The organism is Aquisphaera insulae (assembly GCF_011064615.1).
GTDB classification, from domain to species: Bacteria; Planctomycetota; Planctomycetia; order Isosphaerales; family Isosphaeraceae; genus Aquisphaera; species Aquisphaera insulae.
Genome location: NZ_JAALJH010000041.1, coordinates 45,601 through 65,091, shown reverse-complemented (window position 1 = coordinate 65,091; position 19,491 = coordinate 45,601). Strand labels below are relative to the sequence as shown.

At 68.2% G+C, this 19,491-nt stretch carries 18 protein-coding genes; 11 read left to right on the top strand and 7 right to left on the bottom strand.

What is annotated here, in order from left to right; genetic code table 11:
* The first annotated feature begins 12 nt into the window (after positions 1-12).
* From G6O54_RS20620 to G6O54_RS20605, 4 genes are all read left to right on the top strand, one after another.
* Positions 13-1,143, top strand: a complete 1,131-nt coding sequence (locus G6O54_RS20620; RefSeq protein WP_165227556.1) for a universal stress protein — start codon at positions 13-15, stop codon at positions 1,141-1,143.
* A 170-nt stretch (positions 1,144-1,313) separates the two neighbouring features.
* Entirely contained in the window at positions 1,314-1,865 is a 552-nt protein-coding gene (locus G6O54_RS20615; RefSeq protein ID WP_165227555.1) for a formylmethanofuran dehydrogenase subunit E family protein, read from the top strand.
* The gene (locus tag G6O54_RS20610; protein ID WP_165227554.1) at positions 1,862-2,887 is read left to right on the top strand and encodes a DUF1559 domain-containing protein; all 1,026 of its coding nucleotides are present in this window, start codon (positions 1,862-1,864) and stop codon (positions 2,885-2,887) included. Before G6O54_RS20615 ends, G6O54_RS20610 begins: the two co-directional genes overlap by 4 nt.
* Positions 2,888-2,913: 26 nt before the next feature.
* Positions 2,914-3,939, top strand: a complete 1,026-nt coding sequence (locus tag G6O54_RS20605; protein WP_165227553.1) for a deoxyhypusine synthase family protein — start codon at positions 2,914-2,916, stop codon at positions 3,937-3,939.
* A gap of 13 nt (positions 3,940-3,952) precedes the next feature.
* Here G6O54_RS20605 and G6O54_RS20600 read toward each other — a convergent pair whose 3' ends face one another.
* The 6 genes from G6O54_RS20600 to G6O54_RS20575 form a co-directional block, all read right to left on the bottom strand.
* Positions 3,953-4,387, bottom strand: coding sequence for a hypothetical protein (locus tag G6O54_RS20600; protein WP_165227552.1), 435 nt, complete (start codon positions 4,385-4,387; stop codon positions 3,953-3,955).
* A gap of 178 nt (positions 4,388-4,565) precedes the next feature.
* A complete protein-coding gene (locus tag G6O54_RS20595; RefSeq protein ID WP_165227551.1) occupies positions 4,566-5,051 on the bottom strand; it encodes a cupin domain-containing protein in 486 nt (161 codons plus the stop codon).
* A gap of 50 nt (positions 5,052-5,101) precedes the next feature.
* Positions 5,102-7,297 carry an NHL repeat-containing protein gene (locus G6O54_RS20590; protein ID WP_165227550.1) on the bottom strand — a complete coding sequence of 732 codons (2,196 nt, stop codon included), beginning with the start codon at positions 7,295-7,297 and terminating at the stop codon, positions 5,102-5,104.
* Between the two features lie 71 nt (positions 7,298-7,368).
* Positions 7,369-8,436 (bottom strand): DUF1559 domain-containing protein, encoded by a 1,068-nt coding sequence (locus tag G6O54_RS20585; protein ID WP_165227549.1) that lies wholly within the window; start codon positions 8,434-8,436, stop codon positions 7,369-7,371.
* A 220-nt stretch (positions 8,437-8,656) separates the two neighbouring features.
* A complete protein-coding gene (locus G6O54_RS20580; RefSeq protein WP_165227548.1) occupies positions 8,657-9,163 on the bottom strand; it encodes a hypothetical protein in 507 nt (168 codons plus the stop codon).
* Positions 9,164-9,338: 175 nt separating this feature from the next.
* Entirely contained in the window at positions 9,339-9,569 is a 231-nt protein-coding gene (locus G6O54_RS20575) for a hypothetical protein (RefSeq protein ID WP_165227547.1), read from the bottom strand.
* 226 nt (positions 9,570-9,795) lie between these two features.
* Here G6O54_RS20575 and G6O54_RS20570 point away from each other — a divergent pair, with 226 nt between their 5' ends.
* The 7 genes from G6O54_RS20570 (at position 9,796) to G6O54_RS20540 (ending at position 18,362) form a co-directional block, all read left to right on the top strand.
* Positions 9,796-10,239, top strand: a complete 444-nt coding sequence (locus tag G6O54_RS20570) for a DUF2171 domain-containing protein (protein WP_165227546.1) — start codon at positions 9,796-9,798, stop codon at positions 10,237-10,239.
* Positions 10,240-10,715: 476 nt separating this feature from the next.
* Positions 10,716-11,672: an AAA family ATPase gene (locus tag G6O54_RS20565; RefSeq protein WP_165227545.1), complete on the top strand. Its 957-nt coding sequence runs from the start codon at positions 10,716-10,718 to the stop codon at positions 11,670-11,672.
* Positions 11,672-13,000 carry a DUF58 domain-containing protein gene (locus G6O54_RS20560; RefSeq protein ID WP_165227544.1) on the top strand — a complete coding sequence of 443 codons (1,329 nt, stop codon included), beginning with the start codon at positions 11,672-11,674 and terminating at the stop codon, positions 12,998-13,000. Before G6O54_RS20565 ends, G6O54_RS20560 begins: the two co-directional genes overlap by 1 nt.
* Before the next feature lie 35 nt (positions 13,001-13,035).
* Positions 13,036-14,904, top strand: coding sequence for a DUF4129 domain-containing protein (locus G6O54_RS20555; protein WP_165227543.1), 1,869 nt, complete (start codon positions 13,036-13,038; stop codon positions 14,902-14,904).
* A gap of 127 nt (positions 14,905-15,031) precedes the next feature.
* The gene (locus G6O54_RS20550) at positions 15,032-15,874 is read left to right on the top strand and encodes an alpha/beta hydrolase (RefSeq protein ID WP_165227542.1); all 843 of its coding nucleotides are present in this window, start codon (positions 15,032-15,034) and stop codon (positions 15,872-15,874) included.
* 461 nt (positions 15,875-16,335) lie between these two features.
* On the top strand, positions 16,336-17,193 hold the full coding sequence (locus G6O54_RS20545) for an HNH endonuclease (RefSeq protein WP_165227541.1): 858 nt from the start codon (positions 16,336-16,338) through the stop codon (positions 17,191-17,193).
* Positions 17,194-17,252: 59 nt separating this feature from the next.
* A complete protein-coding gene (locus G6O54_RS20540) occupies positions 17,253-18,362 on the top strand; it encodes a hypothetical protein (RefSeq protein WP_165227540.1) in 1,110 nt (369 codons plus the stop codon).
* A gap of 147 nt (positions 18,363-18,509) precedes the next feature.
* Here the strand turns inward: G6O54_RS20540 and G6O54_RS20535 are convergent, their stop codons facing one another.
* The gene (locus G6O54_RS20535) at positions 18,510-19,277 is read right to left on the bottom strand and encodes a hypothetical protein (RefSeq protein WP_165227539.1); all 768 of its coding nucleotides are present in this window, start codon (positions 19,275-19,277) and stop codon (positions 18,510-18,512) included.
* Between the last annotated feature and the right edge of the window lie 214 nt (positions 19,278-19,491).

Here is a 19,491-nt window from a genome sequence, read left to right as displayed (position 1 = left end):
AGGAAATCGCCGATGCCCGTCGAGGTCGCACGCCCGTCTCCCGAGCAGTTCCTGCAACTGATCCGCCGCCAGGAGCGGGGCCGGCTGAAGGTCTACCTCGGCTCCAACGCCGGGGTGGGCAAGACTTACGCCATGCTCCGCGAGGGGAGCCGCCTGAAGAAGCAGGGCGTGGACGTGGCCATCGGCGTCGTGGAGACCCACGGCCGGGCGGAGACGGCCGAGCAGATCGGCGACCTGGAGGTCATCCCGCCGCGCGAGCTCGAGTACCGCGGGGTGACGCTCCGCGAGATGGACCTCGACGCCGTCCTGGCGCGACGGCCGACCGTCTGCCTGGTGGACGAGCTCGCCCACACCAACGCCCCGGGGAGCCGGTTCTCCAAGCGCTACCAGGACGTCGAGGAGATCCTCCGGGCCGGCATCCACGTGATCACCACGGTGAACGTGCAGCACCTGGAGAGCCTCTACGACCAGGTCGAGCGGTTCACCGGCGTGAAGGTCAAGGAGCGGCTGCCCGACTCGGTGCTGGCGGAGGCGGACCAGATCGTCAACGTCGACCTCTCCGCGGAGGACCTGCTGGAGCGGATGCGGGCCGGCAAGGTGTATCCGCCGGAGCGGGCCGAGCGGGCGATGGACAACTTCTTCACCACCGGCAACCTGACGCGGCTCCGCGAGATCACCCTCTCCGAGATGGCCCACCTGATCGACCGCCACACCCGCCGGGCCGAGGCCGATCGCGCGCCGATGTCGGCCACCGACCGGGTCATGGTCGGCCTCTCCAGCCGAAGCCCGAATGCCCCCGCGCTCCTCCGGAAGGCGGCTCGCCTGGCCGATCGGCTCAACGCCCCGTGGTATGCCGTCTACATCCAGACCCCGGCGGAGGACCTGACCCGCGTGGACGCCGCCACCCAGCGCGCGGTCGGCAAGAACCTGGAGCTGGCCCAGCAGCTCGGCGGCGTGCCCATGACGTTCAAGGGCCCGGACGTCGTCCGGACGATCCTGGCCTTCGCCCGCGAGTACGACATCCGCGTCATCGTCATGGGCAAGAGCCGCCAGCCCTGGTATCGCCGCCTGCTGGGCGGGACCATCCTGGAGCGGCTCCTCGACCAGTCGGAGGGGGTCGACGTGGTCGTGGTGGACGTCTGACCGGGACCCCCGTCACGGCCGACGACGTCGCGCCGGCCGATCCTCCATCGGCACCGGGATCTTCCTTCTCGGTATTACGAAGAGTAGATTCGTAATATCGACCGTCCGCCTCGTCGCTGCCGACGTCTGGCCGCGGAGGGACGGGCCTTCTGGGCGATGGAGATCCGACGATGATCGCGTCGATGATGACGATCCTGATCGTGATGACCCTGGATGGACCGGGCGATCAGGGGGCGCGGCCGCAGGCCGCGAGGGCCTCGGCCTCGGAGGTGATCGCGAAGGTCCTCGACGCCCACGGGCACGTCGGGCCCTGGGCGGTGGTTGGTTATCGGATGGGGCAGCGGGCGCTCGAGGATTTGCACCTGCCTCGCCACAGCAAGTCGCTGTCGGTCGTGCACTACACGCCGCTCCAGTTCAAGTTCACCTGCGCCGCCGACGGCCTCATGGCGGTCACCGGGGCGACCCCCGGCAAGATGAACATCCGGCTCGAGGAGTGCCCGATCTCGGACCTGCGGACGGTCGTCGCGGATCGATCCACGGGCCGAGTCCTGACCTTCAAGATCCTCCCGGAGCGGGCCCACGAGCTGGCCGGGGTAGCTCCGACGCAGCTCGACGCCATGAGCCGACGGTTCGCCGATCTGCCGGACGAGGCCATCTTCTCGGTCACCGAGACGAAGACCGCGCCCACCCTCGACCGCTCGAGCGAGAGGATCCTGCCATGAGACGACATCCGCGCCACGCGTTCACGCTGATCGAGCTGCTGGTGGTGATCGCGATCATCGCCGTGCTGATCGCCCTGCTCCTGCCGGCCGTGCAGTCCGCCCGGGAGGCCGCCCGCCGCATGCAGTGCACGAACAACCTGAAGCAGGTCGGCATCGCCCTCCACAACTACCACTCGGCCGTGGGCACCTTCCCGGTCGGTTACATCTTCCCGGCCTCGACCGCGGGGCTGATCTCGTTCCCCGACCACTACTCCTGGTCGGCCTTCGCCCAGATGACCCCGTACCTGGAGCAGTCCACCGTCTACAACGCGGTGAACTTCAACTTCCCGGTCCGCACCGCCCCGGGGTTCCCCACCTACGGGGCTCCGCCGTTCTCCATCTTCCTGGCGAACACGACGGCGGTCGCGATCACGATGAACATGTTCCTCTGCCCGAGCGACGGGAACCAGCCGCCGGATCCGACTTCCGGTCCGACCAACTATGCGTTCTCGACGGGCGACGGTGTCAACGGCACCGTCGGCCCCGGAGATCCGACGGGAGCCAACGGCGCCTTCATCCTCGGGCCGCCGCAGTCCATGGCCAGGATCATCGACGGGTCGAGCAACACCGCGGCCGCCTCCGAGCAGTTGCTCGGCACCCAGGGGGCGACGAGCTCCACGACTGTCCCGCCGGACACCCGCCGGGCCCTGGGCCAGGCTTCGAGCACCCCCCTCACCTCGAGCGGCTGCGGGGCGCCCGTCGGCTGGGAGTTCGACAAGGGCGTGGGCTGGTGGGAGGGGGGGATGCGAAGCACGCTCTATAACCACTACCTGACACCGAACGCCAAGCTCACCGACTGCATGGGGCCGCAGAACCCGCTCCGGCCCGCGTGGAAGGCGGCGAGGAGCCTGCACCCCGGCGGGGTCAACGTGCTCTTCTGCGACGGCCACGTCCAGTTCATCAAGGACTCCGTCAACAACGCGGCGTGGCAGGGCCTCTCGACCCGAGGCGGCGGCGAGGTGATCTCGGCCGACGCGTTCTGACGACACCCAATCCACGGATCGCCCCGATGCACATCCTGCCCTTCATGCTCGAGAACTACCGGAACTTCAACGCCCGGGCCGCGAAGGACGCGACGATCGCCTACTGGAGGCACGTCGGGCGCGGCGGGCGCATGTTCTGGGCGATGGCCGGGGCGATGTCGTCCGCCCAGCTCGGCAAGACGCTGGCGCCGGCGATCCGCGCCGGCCTGATCCACGGCATGTCCGTCACCGGCGCCAACCTCGAGGAATCTCTCTTCCGGCTGGTCGCCGATCACAGCTATGTGGACTTCCCCGACTATCGCTACTTCACCAAGGAGGATGACGCCCGCATCCTGGTGGACCGGATGCGGCGGGTGACCGACACGAGCATCCCGGAAGACGAGGCCTTCCGCGCCGTCGAGAAGGTCGTCGTCCCGATGTGGAAGGAGGCCACGGCGAAGCGGTCTCGCAAGTTCTGGCACGAGTATTTCTATGATCTTGTGCTGGCCATTGACGAAAATCACTTCGAAGGCGATCCTGACGAGTGCTGGCTCCTCGCCGCGGCCCGGGCACGCCTGCCTATGGTCGTCCCCGGATACGAGGATTCGACCTTCGGCAACATCTTCGCCTCGCACGTGAAGCTCGGCGAATGCGACGCCGGCATCGCGAGATCGGGCATCGAGTCCATGGCCGACTTCTACGACCGCTACCGCGAGCTGTCCGAGGGTGAGGGCCTGGGGTTCTTCCAGATCGGCGGCGGGATCGCCGGAGATTTCCCGATCTGCGTCGTGCCGTCGATCAAGTACGACCTCGAAGAGGACGTCCGCCCCTGGGCCTACTTCTGCCAGATCTCCGACTCGACGACCTCCTACGGCTCCTATTCCGGGGCCACGCCGAACGAGAAGATCACCTGGGACAAGCTGACCCCGGAGACCCCGATGTTCGTCATCGAGTCGGACGCGACCATCGTGGCTCCGCTGATGCTCACGGCCCTCCTCGAGTGCCGCGCCAATCCAATCGAGGCGGATCGGCTCATCGCTGAGGCGGCGAAGACGTCATCCAGATCTCGTTGAAGATGCGGCTCGCTCAGTGCCTCCAGCGATACATCAACATCTTCGCCTTGAAGTCCTCTCCCAGCGAGCTGAGGTACTCGCCGTCGGCCCGCCGATGTGCGACCAGGCACTCGCCGATGTCCTGGAGGCCGATCTCGCCGACGTCGGCCGAGGGCTCCAGGAACCCCACCCGGCGGCCGTCATCGGCGCGGAAGACCTCGATGTGGCCGGTCGAGAAGCCCAGGGACCTCGACGCCCCGGTATGGGGGACGAAGAGGTAATCGCCGGCGACGTCGAATCCCATCGACTCGCAGGATTCGTGGCCCTGCGAGCCCGTCGCATAGGGCGCGACGATCCGCCAGGTCGGCCGCGACGGGCCGGCGCCCCAGCGGTCGTCGCGGCAGAGCACCGGGCTCATCGGCTTCCACTGCTGATTGGTATGTTCATGGGTCGTGCCGCCCAGGAACAAGGGGGCGCACCGGTTCGCCGCCGCGAGGCGGTCCGCTAGCCACGTCAGGAAGCCCGTCCACAGGGCTTCGGCCGTCCTGCAACATCCGGCACGGATCGCCCACCCGGGGCTGAGGCGGGGGGCCGCCCGCGGGAAGCCCTGAGTCCCCGGCGGCCAGGCGTCAGGGGCGGCCCCGCGGTCAAGCGTGGGCCTCGCCCGGAGGCAGCAACTCCAGGCCATATCGCGGAGCGGCCTCGATGAGCCGCCTGACGGCATCCGGGGACATCGGGATGGGGTCGGCGTCGCGGCCCGGAAGGCGGTCGCCGATCTCGGCGAAGAAATGCTCCAGCCCGGCGGGCGTCGCCGTGATGATCAGCCTGCCGGGATGTTCGCCGACGTTCCTGAAGTTGTGGGGAATGCCCCGCTTGCCGAGGAGGAACCCGCCGGCCGTCAAGCGGACCGGCGTCCCGGCGACGACGAACTCGAATTCCCCCTCGATGACGTAGAAGCCCTCATCCTCGCGCGAATGGACGTGCGGCGGCGGGCCACTCCCCGGCGGCACCCACGCCTCGAACTGGAAGCAGGCGCCGCCTGTCTGGTCGCCGGTCAGCAGGTACGTGTATCGGTCGCCGACGACCGAATAGACGGGGAGCTCGGCGACGGCGGATTCGGACCTGGAGGGCATCGGAGCGGCTCCTCGAGAGTGTCGCGGCCCGTCGATCGCGGGACGTCGATTCAGGGCTTCCATCGGAACATCAGGATCTTCGCCTTGGCATCCTCTTCCAGGAAGATGAGATGCTCCCCGTCGGCCCGGGGGTGGGCGACCAGGCACTCGCGGATGTCCTGGAGGCCGATCTCGCCGATGTCGGCCGAGGGCTCCAGGAATCCCACCCGGTGGCCGTCGTCGGCGCGGAAGACCTCGACGTGGCCGGTGGAGAAGCCAATCGCCTTCGAGGCCCCGGTGTAGGGGACGAAGACGTGATCGCCCGCGACGTCGAATCCCATCGGCTCGCAGGATTCGTGGCCCTGCGAGCCCGTCGCATAGGGCGCGACGATCCGCCAGGTCGGCCGCGACGGGCCGGCGCCCCAGCGGTCGTAGCGGCAGAGCACCGGGCCCATCGGCTTCCAGTGCTGGTTGGTGTGTTCGTGGGTCGTGCCGCCCAGGAACATGGTGTCGGTCGCCGGGTCGTAGCGGAGCCGCTTGACGCGGTCGAGCTCGGCGGGCTTCGGGAACGACCTCATCGCCGCGAGGTCCCACCTCGGGTTGCCCTTCGCGTCGAGTCCGCCGACGGGGTACTCGCGGATGCCCTCGGACTCGGTGGCCCGCCAGACGTTCCCCGCGGGATCGACCCACCAGCCCTGGGCGTCGGGCTCGTCGCGGCCGGCCGCCTGGTATTCGCCGGCTTCGAATCGGCCGTCGCCGTCCTCATCGCGCCAGATCCAGCCGCCGCTCGGGGGTTGATGGGGCGGCCAGGACGCGTCCGTCTCGGACTTCAGGCGACGGGGCGCGAAGAGGCCGGACGGGACGGCGATCTCCCCCTCGCGCGCGGGGTCGAACCGGTAGACCTGCAGCGGCCCGGCGTTCATCTCGTTGACGAAGAGGAACCGCCGCCCGCCGATCCGCCGGACCCAGGCGCCGGCCGACCGGATATGGAGCCGCGGATCTTCCGGATACCTGAAGCGATGGACCGTGTACCCGGCGATCTCCGCCTCCCGGCCGCGGGGACGGGAGTAATCGGCGACGAAGTGCTCCTCTTTCGTGAAGATATCTGTATTCGACGCGGGATCGACGTCCGCCATGTCCACGAACTCGACGCCGAGCAGCCGCCAGTTGAGCGAGCCGTCCGGGCGGTAGCACTCCAGCGAGGTGCCGCCCCAGTCGGTCTGCCCGTCGGTCGCGACGTAGAGGTTCCCCGCCGCGTCGGCGGCGACGGCCGAGGGCCGGTTGAACTTGAGCGGTCCGACCGCGCCGGGCGTCCCGGAATAGATCCCCCCCTTCGCGCCGAAGCTCCCGGCCGGGCGGGGCGAGCGGAGGATGTCCTCGTAGAAGAGGATGTCCTGATCGGGGCCGTCGTCGGCGACGAGCAGGCGACCCTTCGGGTCGATCGCGAGGGAGGTCGGGACCGTACCCGCCGGCAGCTCGATCGTCCGCGGCGACGGCCTGCCGTCGGGGTCGAGGCGAATGACGCTCGATGCCCTCGAGCCCTCCCCCTTGCGGAGCACCCACAGGCCGCCCGCCGCGTCGAGGGCGATCGGCCCGGGGCGGTCGACGGGCCATCGGGCCACGGTCTTCATCGTCTCGGCGTCGAGGACCTCGATCCGGCCGTCGCGGGGGTTGCTCGCGTAGACGCGGCGGTCGTCGGCGGCGAGGCCGGCGAGGTCCGCCTTGTCGCGATCGCCCACCTCGACCACGGGGAGGAAACACTCGCGGAGCGTATCCCCCTTGCCCCCCTTGCCGCCCGGGAAGGGGGCCGGCTTCGTGATGTCCGACCGCAGCCGGCGGGCGATCCCGAACCAGGCCTTCCCCCTCGGCGGCCAGGTCCCCGGGTCCTTGAGCCCGCCCCCCTCATTGTCCATCGACTGGCCGATGAAGACATACTTCTCGTTGACGGCGATCGCCTCGCCCCCCTCCTGGCCCCAGCCGTGGGTGTGGCGGGCATGCCCCAGGATCTGGCCATCCTTGATGACGGCGACCTGGCCGCCCCCCTCGTCCCAGGAGACGTTGGTGTAGACGGTGCCGTCGGGCAGGACGGCCATCGCCCTGACGTCCTGCGGCACCCAGCGTTCGCCGCCCCGGTAGGTGTTGCCGATCCAGGAGACCGTGGAATCCAGGCGAGGAGGGTCCTCGGCCCGGGCGGCCGGCGTCCCCGCCGCCCGAGCGGCCAGCAGGATCGCCGTGATCATCGCCGCGAGCCGGGATCGTCGTCGCATCGTCGGGGCCTCCGCGCCGCGGGATCGGACTTCGCCGCGGCGCGGCCATTGTAGCAGGCGCCGACGCTCGCTCAGAGCGAGTCGGCGGAAATCACCTCGCCGCCCGCCCGGGTGGAGAGCCCGCGCCAGGCCGGTAGGCTGATCGCGTCCTTGACGAACTGGACGTGGCCGTCGCAGCAGAGCACGTTCACGCCGCCGGGGTGATTGCTCCGCGCCGCCTTCCAGGCCGGGTTGTGCGGTGGGCTGGATTGCCAGCAGTCGAAGGACTTCGAATTCGGCGTCAGGTAGTGGTTATAGAGCGTCGTCCGATAGTCGCCGTCCCACCAGCCGTAGCCCTTGTCGAGCCGCCACCCGGTCGGGCTGGCGCAGGCGGCATCGGTGAGCGGCGTCGAGCCGATCGCGGCCGCGCGGCGGACATCGGGGGGGCGCGGCGTCGGCGTGCCCTGCGTGGAGGCGCCGCCGCCGGCCGGGCCGATGAGCTGCTCGCTGGCCGCGGCCGTGCCGCTCGACCCGTCGATGATGGCCGCCATCGAGACGGCGCGGCCCAGGACGAAGGGGCCGCCGGCGGCCACGGTCACTCCGGCGTCCCCCGGATTGGTGCTGTTCGGCGACCCGTCCCCCGTGCAGAACTGGTAATTGCTCGGGCCGGAGGTCACGCCCCCCGGCAGGGTCGTGGGCGGCTCCGCGGCGTCGCTCGGGCAGAGGAAGAAATTCACCTTCGCCGTCATCACCGTGTAGTTGGACGGGAACGGCGTCCAGGGCGGCGTCCCGAAGATCGAGGTGGGCCCCGCGCCGATCGGCCAGTTCATGTTGAGGGCATTGTAGACGTTCGATTGCTCCATGTAGGGCGAGAGCTGAGAGAGGACCGACCACCGATAGTGGAGCGCCGGGATCCCCGGATAAGCCTGGTTGGCCTGCGGGTAGAGGAACCCCACCGGGAAGGTGTTGAGCGCCGAATGGTAGTTGTGCAGGGCCAGGCCGATCTGCTTCAGGTTGTTCGTGCACTGGGCGCGACGGGCGGCCTCGCGGGCCGACTGCACGGCCGGGAGTAAGAGGGCGATCAGCACGGCGATGATCGCGATCACCACCAGCAATTCGATGAGCGTGAAGCCGCGCGAGGATCGGGCAGGAAGCGGCATCGGGACGGACTCCGGTTGGAAGGATGGGAGACGCGGCGCGCACGATGACCGGAGACGGCGGCCCACCCCGACGCGAACGGTCGGAGGGGGCCGCGACCTTGGATGGCCCGGCGCAGCCGAGAGCTGGATAAATCAATGTAGTACGTCCGGCCGTGGGGCGCGACCCGGCGGGCTCGAGATCCGAGCGGACGGGAGCGCGTGGACGGGCCGGATGGATCGATCAGGCCGCGGCGCGGGGCCTGGGGGGGCGATCCAGGCGGGAGGTCGAATCGAGGGGCAGGGGGGTGGGCTCGTCGCGACCGACGAGCCGGCGAGGGTCGACCTCCGCGGGCATGGCCCGCCGGGCGAGCGTGGCGACCTTGCCGCCGGGGCTCGAGACGGCCCTCGAAGGGGACGCCGGATCGCCGCAACGGCCCGCCGCGAAGCATGGGCCGATCGGGAGTTCGTCGTGGAGGGACGAGGAAGCGAGCTTCTCATCGGGCCGGGGACCGGCCGCCGTCGAGGGACGCCCCGCGGCCTTCGGGCCGCAACAGCAGGATTCGCCGCGGCAGTCCATGCCGCACTTGCAGGAATGGCCGCCGACGGCCCCGGCCCTGGCGATCGACGAGAATGACCAGGGCGCCGGGCCGATCGTGACGGCCGCGGCCAGGGCGAGCGCAACGACCACCGGCCTCATCCCGCGAGGGAGAGCGATCCGATCGAGGTGTCGCCCGGTGCTGGCGAGCATGACGCATCCGGCAAGGTGAGGATCCGACGAGCGATGCCCACCATGCTCCGGCTTGAGTCTTGCTCTGTCAAGCGATCGATCTCCCGAAATTCGCGGCTTGCGGGGCCGGAAACGCCGAAGGCCCCGCCGGCTCGGGGCACGGCGGGGCCCTCGTTGAAATGGACTCGAGACCGGGTCACTCGTCGGAGGCCCGGTCGATCTTCCGCTTGGCGGCGTCTCCCGCCTCCTCGATCTTGTTGCCGGCCTCGTGGGCCTTCTCCTTGGCCCAATCGCGGGTCTGGGCCGCGGCCTCGCCCGCCTTGTGGCCGAGCTCGCGCGCCTTGTCGGCGACGGCGTGCCCCGCCTCGCTGGCCTTCTCGGCGACCTTGTGACCGGCTTCCTCGATCGTGTGCTTGATATCGGCCATCGTCGTTCTCCCTTCATCAGAAGTTCATGGCCGCCGCGAATCCACCGCGACGGCTGAGCGGGAGGACCAAGATCGCAAACGATGTGCCGGAAGTGCGGAGGAAACTCGGCATATGACCGGCGCGAGATTGGCGCGGGCTTTGCGATTTCCACCACTTCGGTGAGCTGCCCCTTGGCGGGGCGGCGAAGAAGACTCTCCGTGGGCTGAATGGAACGAGGAGGCCGTCATGGCCGAGACCATCAAGGGAACGCTGGAGGACGTGGGCCACAAGATCGCCGACACGGCATCGAAGGTCGGCCACAGGGTCGGTGAAGGTGTGGAGAAGGCCGCCGACTGGGCCAAGGAAAAGGCCCACGAGGCCGGCCATCGCATCGAGGAGGCCGCGCACAAGGCCGGCCACAAGGTCGAGGAGATGAAGGAGAAATATGGGCCGAGCGGCTCCTCGAGCGGCTCCGGGGACATCCGCGAGCACGCGGACGTCTACGCCTCGTGCGGGACGAAGGTCGGCACCGTCGATCACGTCGAGGGCGACACGATCAAGCTCACCAGGAGCGGCAGCCCCGACGGCCAGCACCACCGCATCCCGCTCTCGTGGGTGAAGTCGGTGGACGGCGGCGTCCACCTGGATCGCGACCACCTCCGGGTCCAGGGCGAATGGCAGCCGGCGTGAGCCGAAACGAGCTCTGATCCGGATTCGAGAGGCCGGGGACGTCCACCCCGGCCTCTTCCCTTTTCCGGCGGATCCGCGGGGCGCGGGGGATCCATGTTCTGCCAACGTTGACATGGACATCGTTGTGCGCGATTCCCGGCACATCGGGCCAGCCGGGCGCGAGGCTCATCATCAACCATCGAGAAAATTAGCAAGCGGAAACATGAGGAGTCATAACTGGATCGCTTCCCGCCCGGCTCTGGGTCGCGGGAATGGCCGCTGACCCGATGATGGGCACGATGATGGTCCGCCCCCGCCGGACTGTCCAATGAACTTTCGATGAAGCCATCCCCGGAGGGCGAGGGCCGACGGCCGATCGCGACGGTCTCACACCTGTCCGACAAACCTCTTGCATTTGTCGTAGTAACTCCCATAGAGTTGGGGATCGGGCTTGTCGAGGCTCCCTGGTTCGTGCCCGAAGGCGGGCGGGGGTGGGCATGGCGGACGTGGCGACGACCGGGAAGCGGATCCTGGCGAACATCGAGAAGGTGGTCGTCGGCAAGCGGCAGGAGATCGTGCTGGCGCTGGTGGCGTACCTGGCCGAGGGGCACATCCTGCTGGAGGACGTACCGGGCGTCGCCAAGACGATGCTGGCGCGAGCCCTCGCGCTGAGCGTCGGCGCCCGCTTCAAGCGGGTGCAGTGCACGCCCGACCTGCTGCCGACGGACGTGACCGGGGCGTCGATCTTCAACCCGGCGACCACCCAGTTCGAGTTCCGCCCGGGGCCGATCTTCGCCCAGACCCTGCTGGCCGACGAGATCAACCGGGCGACGCCCCGGACCCAGGCGGCGCTGCTCGAGGCCATGGCCGAGCGGAAGGTCTCCGTCGACGGCACGACCTACGACCTCAAGCCCCCTTTCCTCGTGATCGCCACCCAGAATCCGGTCGATCACGAGGGGACCTTCCCGCTCCCCGAGGCGCAGCTCGATCGGTTCCTGGTCCGCCTCAGCCTGGGCTATCCCGCGCCCGAGGAGGAGGCGGCGATGCTCGGTCGCCTCCAGTTGAAGCACCCGATCGACGACCTGGAAACGGTGGCCACGGCGGACGAGATCGTCGAGTGCCAGCAGGCCGTCCGTGCGGTCCGCGTGGATGAGAAGGTCTGCCGCTACATCGTGAGCCTGATCCGGGGCACGCGGGAGCACGCCGACGTCCTGCTCGGCGGCAGCCCCCGGGCCTCGCTGGCCCTGCATCGGGCCGCGCAGGCCGTGGCGGCGATCCGGGGCCAGGATTTCGTCTCGCCCGACGACATCAAGCGGATGGCCCCCGCCGTGCTAGGGCATCGGATCATCCTCAGGCCGGAGAGCCGCCTGCGGAAGGTGACCGCGTCCTCGGTGATCTCGGAGGTCCTGGACTCCGCCCCCGTGCCGACGAGCGGATCCCGGGTGATGGCCTGATGCGCGCGCTCTTCGTCATCGTCCTGGTCCTGGTCGTCGCGGCCGTGCTCGACCTGGGCCTCCTCGTCGGCGGGATGCTCGCGCTCCTGGGCCTGATGGGGATCAGCCGGTTCCTGGCCCGGACCTGGATCGGCAATCTCGACGCGACCCGCGAGTGCAACCGGACCGAGGTGGAGATCGGCGAGACGATCGCCTTCGTGCTCACGCTCCGGAACCGCGGCGCCCTGCCGATCGCCTGGGTGCTCGTGGAGGAGATGCTCCCCCGCGCCGCGATCACGGCGCGGCCCCCCCGGCTCGAGGTGAAGGGGCGGCGGCTGGCGATCGCCATGCTCGGCGGCGGTGCGACGAGGACCATCACCTATCAGCTCCGCTGCGCCATGCGGGGCTATTACCAGGTGGGCCCGCTGATCCTGGAAACGGGCGACCTCTTCGGGCTCCACCGTCGCTACCGGGTGGCGACCGAGCCCCTCTACATCACGGTCTATCCCCGGGTCGTCCCGCTGCCGGGCTATGACCTGGCGTCGCGGCGGCCGATCGGCGAGATCAAGCTGACGCATCGCCTCTTTGAGGACCCCACGCGGATCGCCGGGGTCCGCGCCTACCAGCCGGGCGACCCGTTCAATCGCATCCACTGGGCGGCCACCGCGCGGACCGGGACGCTCCAGAGCAAGATCTACGACGCCTCGACCGTGGCCGGCGCGACGATCCTGCTGGACTTCCACCGCGACTCCTACCCCGCGCGGAACGAGCCGGGGCGCTCCGAGCTGGCGGTGACCGCGGCCGTGGCCCTGGCCAACGCGGTCTGCCTGATGGGCCAGCCGGTGGGCCTGATCACGAGCGGCCGCGACGCCGCCGAGCGGGCCCGCCATCGGGACGAGATTGCACGAAGGACCGCACGCCCGGGGGCGAACCGCGAGGCGATCCATCGCGAGGCCGCCATGCGCGACGAGGACCACCGGCTGAGGCCCCAGGTGGTCCCGCACGCGAGGGGCCCGGAGGCCTTCGCCCGGATCCGCGAGGCCATGGCGCGCGTCGAGCTGTCCGACGGCCTGACCTTCGACCGGCTGGTGATCGAGGCCGAGCACCGGATGCCCCGCGACGCCACGGTCGTCGCCATCCTGGCGCTGGTGACCCCCGAGTCGGCCCTGACGCTGGGGAGGCTCCGGCGGCAGGGCTACGCCGTGACCGTCGTCCTGCTCGCCTTCGACGAGGTCGAGCGGATCGACAGCGCCTCGTACCTGATCGCCCAGAACATCCCGGTGCGGGCGATCTCCGACGAAAACGAGCTCCACGGCTTCTGCGAGCTCCAGTTCGTGGCCCCGTTGTAGTCCGTCGATGGCAGCGTCTCGAGGGAGCTTTTCCGATGGCCAGGGGCAGGTTGCAGGGGACGCTCGTCGATCATCTGGTGAACGCGATCGTCCCGGTGCTGATCATGGTCATGGTCGGCAGCCTGACCTTCTTCATGCTCGACATCTGGTACGACGGGCCGTTCCTGGAGCGGCTCCGCTGGATCCTCTTCTGGTTCGTCTTCGGGATCGTCCTGATCACCCGGGTCGGGATGCAGATCGGCGACGTCGCCAAAGGCTACGGCCTGGCCCTGGGCGGGGCCGTGGCCCTGGTGGCGACCTCGCTGGCGGGGTTCCAGCCGTTCCTCCTCGGGGTGATGGCCCTGGTCTGGTGGGCGACCCACCATCTGACCTACGACTGCACCCTGATGGACGAGAACCAGGACGCGGGCGTCGGCCTGATGGAGGAGAGCGGCCTGGCGCGGGAGCAGGTCGCGGCGGGGCCGGACGGGGTTGATCCCGACCCCCATCGGATGGACGCGTCGTTGCTGGGCCCCCCTCGGCCCTGGTGGAAGGCCTGGGGGGGCGAGGGCTCGAGCGCGAACTCGAACCGGCCGCACGCGCCGGGAGTCTGGCTGATCTACTTCGCGCTGGCCTCGTTGCCGGTCTTCGGCGTCGGCCAGTGGCTGGTGCCGGCCGTCGAGGAGGAGCGGCGGGCCGGGCTGCTCGTCTACGCGATCGCGTACATCGCCGCCGCGATGGGCCTGCTGCTGGCGACGAGCTTCCTGAACCTGAGGCGCTACCTCCGCAAGCGGAAGATCCCGATGCCGCGGGCGATGACCGCCACCTGGCTGACCACCGGCGGGTTCGTGATCGCCGGCCTGACCGTCCTCTCGGCCGCGCTCCTGCCGGCGATCGGCGGCGTGCGGTCGATCACCGGCTCCGCGGTCTCGTCGAGCGATCGCAGGGCCTCGCGCTGGGCCGTGCTCAAGGACGGCGGCGTCCAGGGCGACGGGGCGGAGAGCGAGGGCCGGGCCGCGTCGAAGGCGGACGAGCCCCAGGAACCCTCCGGCGAGGAGCAGGGCTCGGGCAAGACCAACGACCCGAACGCGGCGAAGCAGACCGCCGGCAAGGGCCGCGCGGGGGGCAAGTCCCAGCCCGGCAACGCGAAGTCGGGCGCGGCGAAGGGGAAATCGGCCTCCGGCAAGGGGAACGCCTCGGGCAAGCAGGGGAAGCAGGCCGAGAACGCGAAGGACGCCGGCAAGCCGCAGGGCAAGGCCGACGATTCGTCGCGGAAGGACGAGACCCCGGGCGGCGATCAGGATTCGGCGAAGGAGAAGGACTCGTCGGAAACGAAGGGCCAGGAGCAGGGGTCGAATTCCGCGTCCACGCCGAACCCGCCGTCGCTCTCGTTCCAGGCCCCGGCCTGGCTCCGAATCCCCGTCCTGATCGTCGGCGGTTGCTTCCTGCTCTATGGGGCCTTCCGCTACGGCCCGGAGCTGCTCAAGGGCTTCCTCGCGTTCCTCTCCGCGCTCTTCGGCGGCCTCTGGTTCGGCCGCCCGAGGGACGATCGCGGCCGCGAGGCCGTCGAGGAGGCGGCCCGGCCGGCCGAGCCGCCGCGGCCGTTCTCGTCGTTCGCCAACCCGTTCGACGTCGGCATGGATCGCCAGTTCGCGCCCAACGACCTGTTCGTCTACAGCTTCCAGGCCCTGGAAGCCTGGGCTTATGAGGCGGGCGCCGGCCGGCTCCCGCACGAGACGCCCGTCGAGTTCGCCCGCCGGCTTGGCGCCGTCCGCGGCGACCTGAGCGCCGAGGCCAATCGCCTGGCGGCCGGCTACGTCCGGATCGTCTACGGCAGCCGCGTCATGAAGCCCGAGGCGCTCGAGCACCTGCGCGTCTTCTGGCGGGCCCTCGAGGCCCAGGGGCTCGTCGCCGCGGGGCGATGAGGCGGGCGATCGCGCGGGCCCGCGACGGGATTTCCCTCCCCCGGGGAAACATCCACGAGTCGGGGCGGGTAGAATCGTCGTGGGGATCGGGGCAGGCCGACCTGGGGGCACGACGGGAGAGCTCGCGATGAGTCGACGGCGATGGCTGGCGGTGGGCGTCGTGGCGGGCGTGATCGGACTGGCGGCGATCGTCCAGGCCAGGCAGCCTCCGCCGCCGGAGTCGGTCGACTTCGCGCCCGACATCGTGTATGGGACGGTGGGGGGCGAGACCCTGCATCTGGACCTCGCCCGGCCGAAGCGTGGGGCCGGCCCGTTCCCGCTCATCGTCTGCATCCACGGCGGCGGCTGGCAGGCGGGGAACAAGGCCGAGTTTCGCCAGGCGATTTTCTCGCTGGCGGAGCAGGGCTTCGCCGCGGCGTCGCTCGAGTACCGGTTCGCCCCCAGGCACAGGTTCCCGGCCCAGTACGACGACGTGAAGGAGGCCGTCCGGTTCCTCCGCGACCGGGCGAAGGAATGGAACCTCGACGCCGGCCGCGTGGCGGCGTTCGGCGGCTCCGCGGGGGGGCACCTGGCGCTCCTGCTGGCGACGGATCCCGAGGTCAGGCTCAGGGCCGCCGTCTCGGCCGCCGGCCCGACCGACCTGTCCCGCCCGTTCCCCGAGTTCGCCGCCCGGCTCGTCAGGGACCTGATCGGCCCCCCGCCGGCCGACCCCGTCGCGTTCCGCAGGTCCATCGACCCGATCGACCGCCTGGGCCCCCACGTCGCCCCGCTCCTGCTCATCCACGGGGACAGGGACGAGATCGTCCCCTACGAGCAGTCCGTCCTCCTGCACGAGGCCTGCAAGCGAGCCGGCCTCTCGTCCGAGCTGATCACGATCCCCGGCGGCGGCCACGGCGGCGGCGGCCGGAAGGAGGACCAGGACGCCGCCATCATCCGCGCGGTCAATTTCCTCAGGGACCACCTGAAGTGACGACGGCGGCCCGGGAGGAGGGGGTGGACCAACCACAGAGGCGCGGAGGGCACCGAGAAGAGAATGCGGAGGAGACCTCGGGACGGATGGGATTGGATTTTGCAGGAGGCGACGGGGTGAGCCGTGGCCCGCGTCCGATTTGTGGGAGCCGGCTCCGGCCGGCGACGGAGTGAGGCCTGGCTGGTGAGAAGGCCGTCGCCCATCGGCGAACTCCCATGATCGAATGACCGGGCAATCCGGCGGTCACCACCGCATACCGGTAGCCAAACGGAGCCGGCTCCCACGGGGTTTGTCGGTTCCCGGTCGCCCGGCACACCGGCCGAGGCGAACCCATCGGAAACTCTGGTGTCCTCGGGGGTAAATGTGGCGGCCGAGGAATCTCTCCGCTAAAGAGGACCGATTTGGCTCAAATGCGATGATTTGGTAGAATCGGAGAGTAGGTCCAATCCTCGGAGGATGCCATGCAAGTCTGGTGGTGCAACCAATCGAGACAGTGGGAAGCGGAGCGACCCAGCGAGGTCGTTTGCAGTTCCGATCGGACATCGGCCGGAGGAGCTACGTTTAGGAAGACCGTCGGAAAGTCAAAGGCAGGTGATCTGGTCGTCCACTACAGGAAGCCGTACGTAGTCGCCTTCAGCCGAGCTCTGGAAGATGGCATTTATCACGATCGATTGCCGCGTCTTGAAGGCGAAGACTACGGGGCAGGGTGGCGGTTTCGCACCGAGTATTTCGATCTTGAGAATCCGGTGCTTCAGAAGACATTCGGTGCGGCCCTGATAGCCTTCCGAGTAAAGTACTACCCCATCAATAAGCGAGGTTCCGTCTGTCAGGGGTACTTTTTCCCCTTCGACCTGCGGGGACTCGTCGAGATCCTCTCGCACGTCACGGAACGTATCCCAGCCTGGCTCGAACCGTATCGACACGGTCCTCCTCTTCTGCCCGAAGAAGTTTCAGGAAGGCAGTCTCTCTACGAGGGGGCCGTTTCCCTCATCACGGTGAATGCCTACGAGCGCAATCCGGAGGCAAGACGAAGGTGCATTGAGCACCACGGAGCCGTCTGCGCTGCCTGCGAGCTCGACTTCGGAGAGAAGTACGGCGAGGTCGCCGAAGGGCTAATCCACGTCCATCATCTCAAGCTCATTAGCAAGATCCGTGAGGGCTATGAGGTGGATCCGATCAAGGACTTGCGGCCGATCTGTCCCAACTGCCATGCCGTGATCCATCTTCGGAGCGATCCCCCGTACTCAATCGAGGATGTGCGCCGATTCCTCCGGGCTGCGGGGAAGGCGTCATCGAACTCGGACAAACAGCGATCGTGAGACAGTCGTGTTCATTTGTTTGCATGCAGTTTGCTCGGTTTTCCCGCGGGAGCGGTGATATGATCGATAAGAGTTCGCATATTTCAAAGCGTCAGTCCGTCCTCCTCGGCCGGCTCGTCATGTTTTGCGAGCGATGCGGTTCGATCGATCTTCCGGTCCGGGTTTCTCAGGTCATCGGCTACGGCAGCTTCTTCCGAGGCAAGGAGTCCCCCAACGACATCGACGCGCTGGTCGTCGCTCCCGACGATCATCCGTTGTTCGATAAGTTCATCGCGATCGTTCGCGATCAGATCGAAAAGCGTTACGTCGCAAATCCCGCGGAGAAGATGGAGCAGCTCGCCGCCAGCCATGTCGACCCGGAAGTGGCGAGTTCGAGCGACCTCTTTTCCGGCTGGCTAAGCGGCATCTCTTATGACTCGCTGTTCGAGGCGAGGAACATCATCCAGGAGATAACTCGCTTCGAGGCTCCGCGATTCGCTGAGCGCATCCTTGGTCAAGATCTGCCGCGGATCCGGTTTCATGTCGAGCGCAGGGACGACTCCATGACGGCGAAGGTCACGCACGTCATCTGGACGCCCAAACGGCCCGACGTGAGAGCGAACGTCGAGCGCATCTGGAAGAGCGACAACAGGGAAGACCTGTTGACGGAAGCGAATTGGTTCGAGCAACAACACCGGTATTATCTGGTGGTGAACGAGGTGCTGATCCGGGCGATCCGCCGGTTGGCACAGGACAGGACTCTTGTCCCTGGCCGCTGGACCGATGAGAAGGTCCAGAAGTGGATCCGGAAGACGGAGATCGGCTTCCCGCAAGAATTCGTCGCGAGTGTCCTCGACGGTACCTCGAGCATGAGCAAGGACATTCCGACTCCGCCAGGGTACGTGGAGCCCCGGTTTGATGTGATGAATACCAGCAGCCTTGCCGCGGCGGTCGAGGAGAAGAGAAGAGGCTTGCGGTGCCTCATGGACCGGAAGCGAGTCCTCTCAGTCATCACCAATTGTCTGATCCACCGCCTGTTCGTGGATCGCAAGGCATTGAGAAGACCGCTGGAAGGCTTTCTCCGGGAGGCGATCGAGGAGAGGATGTATCGACGTGAGCTGAAGCTTAAGCGGATGCGGTCCGTTATCGATGAGGAGGTCGCATTGGCCCTCTTGGTTGAACCAAGTTAATGCGCTCTTCCGAGCAGTCGGGCATCGCCGGCCAGTCCAAAGCGCGTCGAGATCGGACCTGACGGCGGGGCAGAATGCCGGGACCGGCTTCATCTGGTCCGGGGATGGCCCGGCCATCTGGTTCCGACGCTCTGAGTTCGCGCGAATTCACTCATGGATGTCTTCTGGGTCGGCCGAGGATTCGCGGTCCCCGTGCAATCCTTGCCGATTACCGCTTCCCGCACGGGTGAAGGCGGGAATTCCAAGGGCCAATCTCTTGGATTTCACCCCCATCCGGCTTTTGCCGAGTTTCTCGGCGATGGCCTGATCCGTGTCCGTTCCAAGCAGGACAATCTCTCCGTTCGTCCACCGAGTCATCATGGGTGGGATACCCAGCTTCTCCCTCTTGTCTCGAACGCCAACCGCCGGACGGCCCAGTCTTCTCGCGATGACCGCATCCGAGTCTGTCCCCAGCAAGGCGATCTCCTCATCGGTCCAACGATTCAGGATTCCCGGGATCCCGAGCCGACGCCGTTTGCTCTCTACGTTGTGCCTGGGGATCCCCAGCCGCTTGGCGATGATCGGATCGGGAGCCGTACCCAGCAGGGCGATTTCCTCATCGGTCCAGCGGTGGCACGGGGGTAGCCCGTGCTGTTCGGGGTGTTCCCACATCCGTTTCGCCCGTTCCGATATCGCCTTCTTGAACTCCGCGGATCTGGGTCGACGAACCGCAGAGGGTCGCGGGCTCACCTCGAGAATCCTTGCGGCCTCCAGGGCCTGACGCCAGCGATTGACCGTGGTGATAGAGACGCCCCAATGGTGGGAAACTGCGATGTCGGATTCGGTCCGGAGGGCCCGGATCAGGTCACCGCAGAGGATGCAGGAATGGCGTCCGAGCCCCTTTCGAATGGGCCATTGGATCGGTGCGTTGGTCATTCCCCCCACGACCTCCTCTCGGCCCCGATACTCACAATGAAGTCTGCCTCCGACCCGGCATGCCGGCGGGCTGTATGGGCCGTTGAGGAGCTTGAATCGGTCCGAGTCCTCCATCATGGTGCCCCTCCCCCGCGTGAAATGTCGCGACGATCATGGTGATTTCAATCGACGAGTGACCGGCAGGCAACATCAGCGCTTTGACTGGAACGAGGAA

Coding starts and splice junctions, on each gene's coding strand:
- G6O54_RS20570 (WP_165227546.1), top strand. CDS start 9,796: ATGGCCGAGACCATCAAGGGAACGCTGGAGGACGTGGGCCACAAGATC.
- G6O54_RS20575 (WP_165227547.1), bottom strand. CDS start 9,569: ATGGCCGATATCAAGCACACGATCGAGGAAGCCGGTCACAAGGTCGCC.
- G6O54_RS20615 (WP_165227555.1), top strand. CDS start 1,314: ATGATCGCGTCGATGATGACGATCCTGATCGTGATGACCCTGGATGGA.
- G6O54_RS20565 (WP_165227545.1), top strand. CDS start 10,716: ATGGCGGACGTGGCGACGACCGGGAAGCGGATCCTGGCGAACATCGAG.
- G6O54_RS20540 (WP_165227540.1), top strand. CDS start 17,253: ATGATCGATAAGAGTTCGCATATTTCAAAGCGTCAGTCCGTCCTCCTC.
- G6O54_RS20620 (WP_165227556.1), top strand. CDS start 13: ATGCCCGTCGAGGTCGCACGCCCGTCTCCCGAGCAGTTCCTGCAACTG.
- G6O54_RS20595 (WP_165227551.1), bottom strand. CDS start 5,051: ATGCCCTCCAGGTCCGAATCCGCCGTCGCCGAGCTCCCCGTCTATTCG.
- G6O54_RS20545 (WP_165227541.1), top strand. CDS start 16,336: ATGCAAGTCTGGTGGTGCAACCAATCGAGACAGTGGGAAGCGGAGCGA.
- G6O54_RS20605 (WP_165227553.1), top strand. CDS start 2,914: ATGCACATCCTGCCCTTCATGCTCGAGAACTACCGGAACTTCAACGCC.
- G6O54_RS20550 (WP_165227542.1), top strand. CDS start 15,032: ATGAGTCGACGGCGATGGCTGGCGGTGGGCGTCGTGGCGGGCGTGATC.
- G6O54_RS20555 (WP_165227543.1), top strand. CDS start 13,036: ATGGCCAGGGGCAGGTTGCAGGGGACGCTCGTCGATCATCTGGTGAAC.
- G6O54_RS20610 (WP_165227554.1), top strand. CDS start 1,862: ATGAGACGACATCCGCGCCACGCGTTCACGCTGATCGAGCTGCTGGTG.
- G6O54_RS20535 (WP_165227539.1), bottom strand. CDS start 19,277: ATGACCAACGCACCGATCCAATGGCCCATTCGAAAGGGGCTCGGACGC.
- G6O54_RS20590 (WP_165227550.1), bottom strand. CDS start 7,297: ATGCGACGACGATCCCGGCTCGCGGCGATGATCACGGCGATCCTGCTG.
- G6O54_RS20580 (WP_165227548.1), bottom strand. CDS start 9,163: ATGCTCGCCAGCACCGGGCGACACCTCGATCGGATCGCTCTCCCTCGC.
- G6O54_RS20560 (WP_165227544.1), top strand. CDS start 11,672: ATGCGCGCGCTCTTCGTCATCGTCCTGGTCCTGGTCGTCGCGGCCGTG.
- G6O54_RS20585 (WP_165227549.1), bottom strand. CDS start 8,436: ATGCCGCTTCCTGCCCGATCCTCGCGCGGCTTCACGCTCATCGAATTG.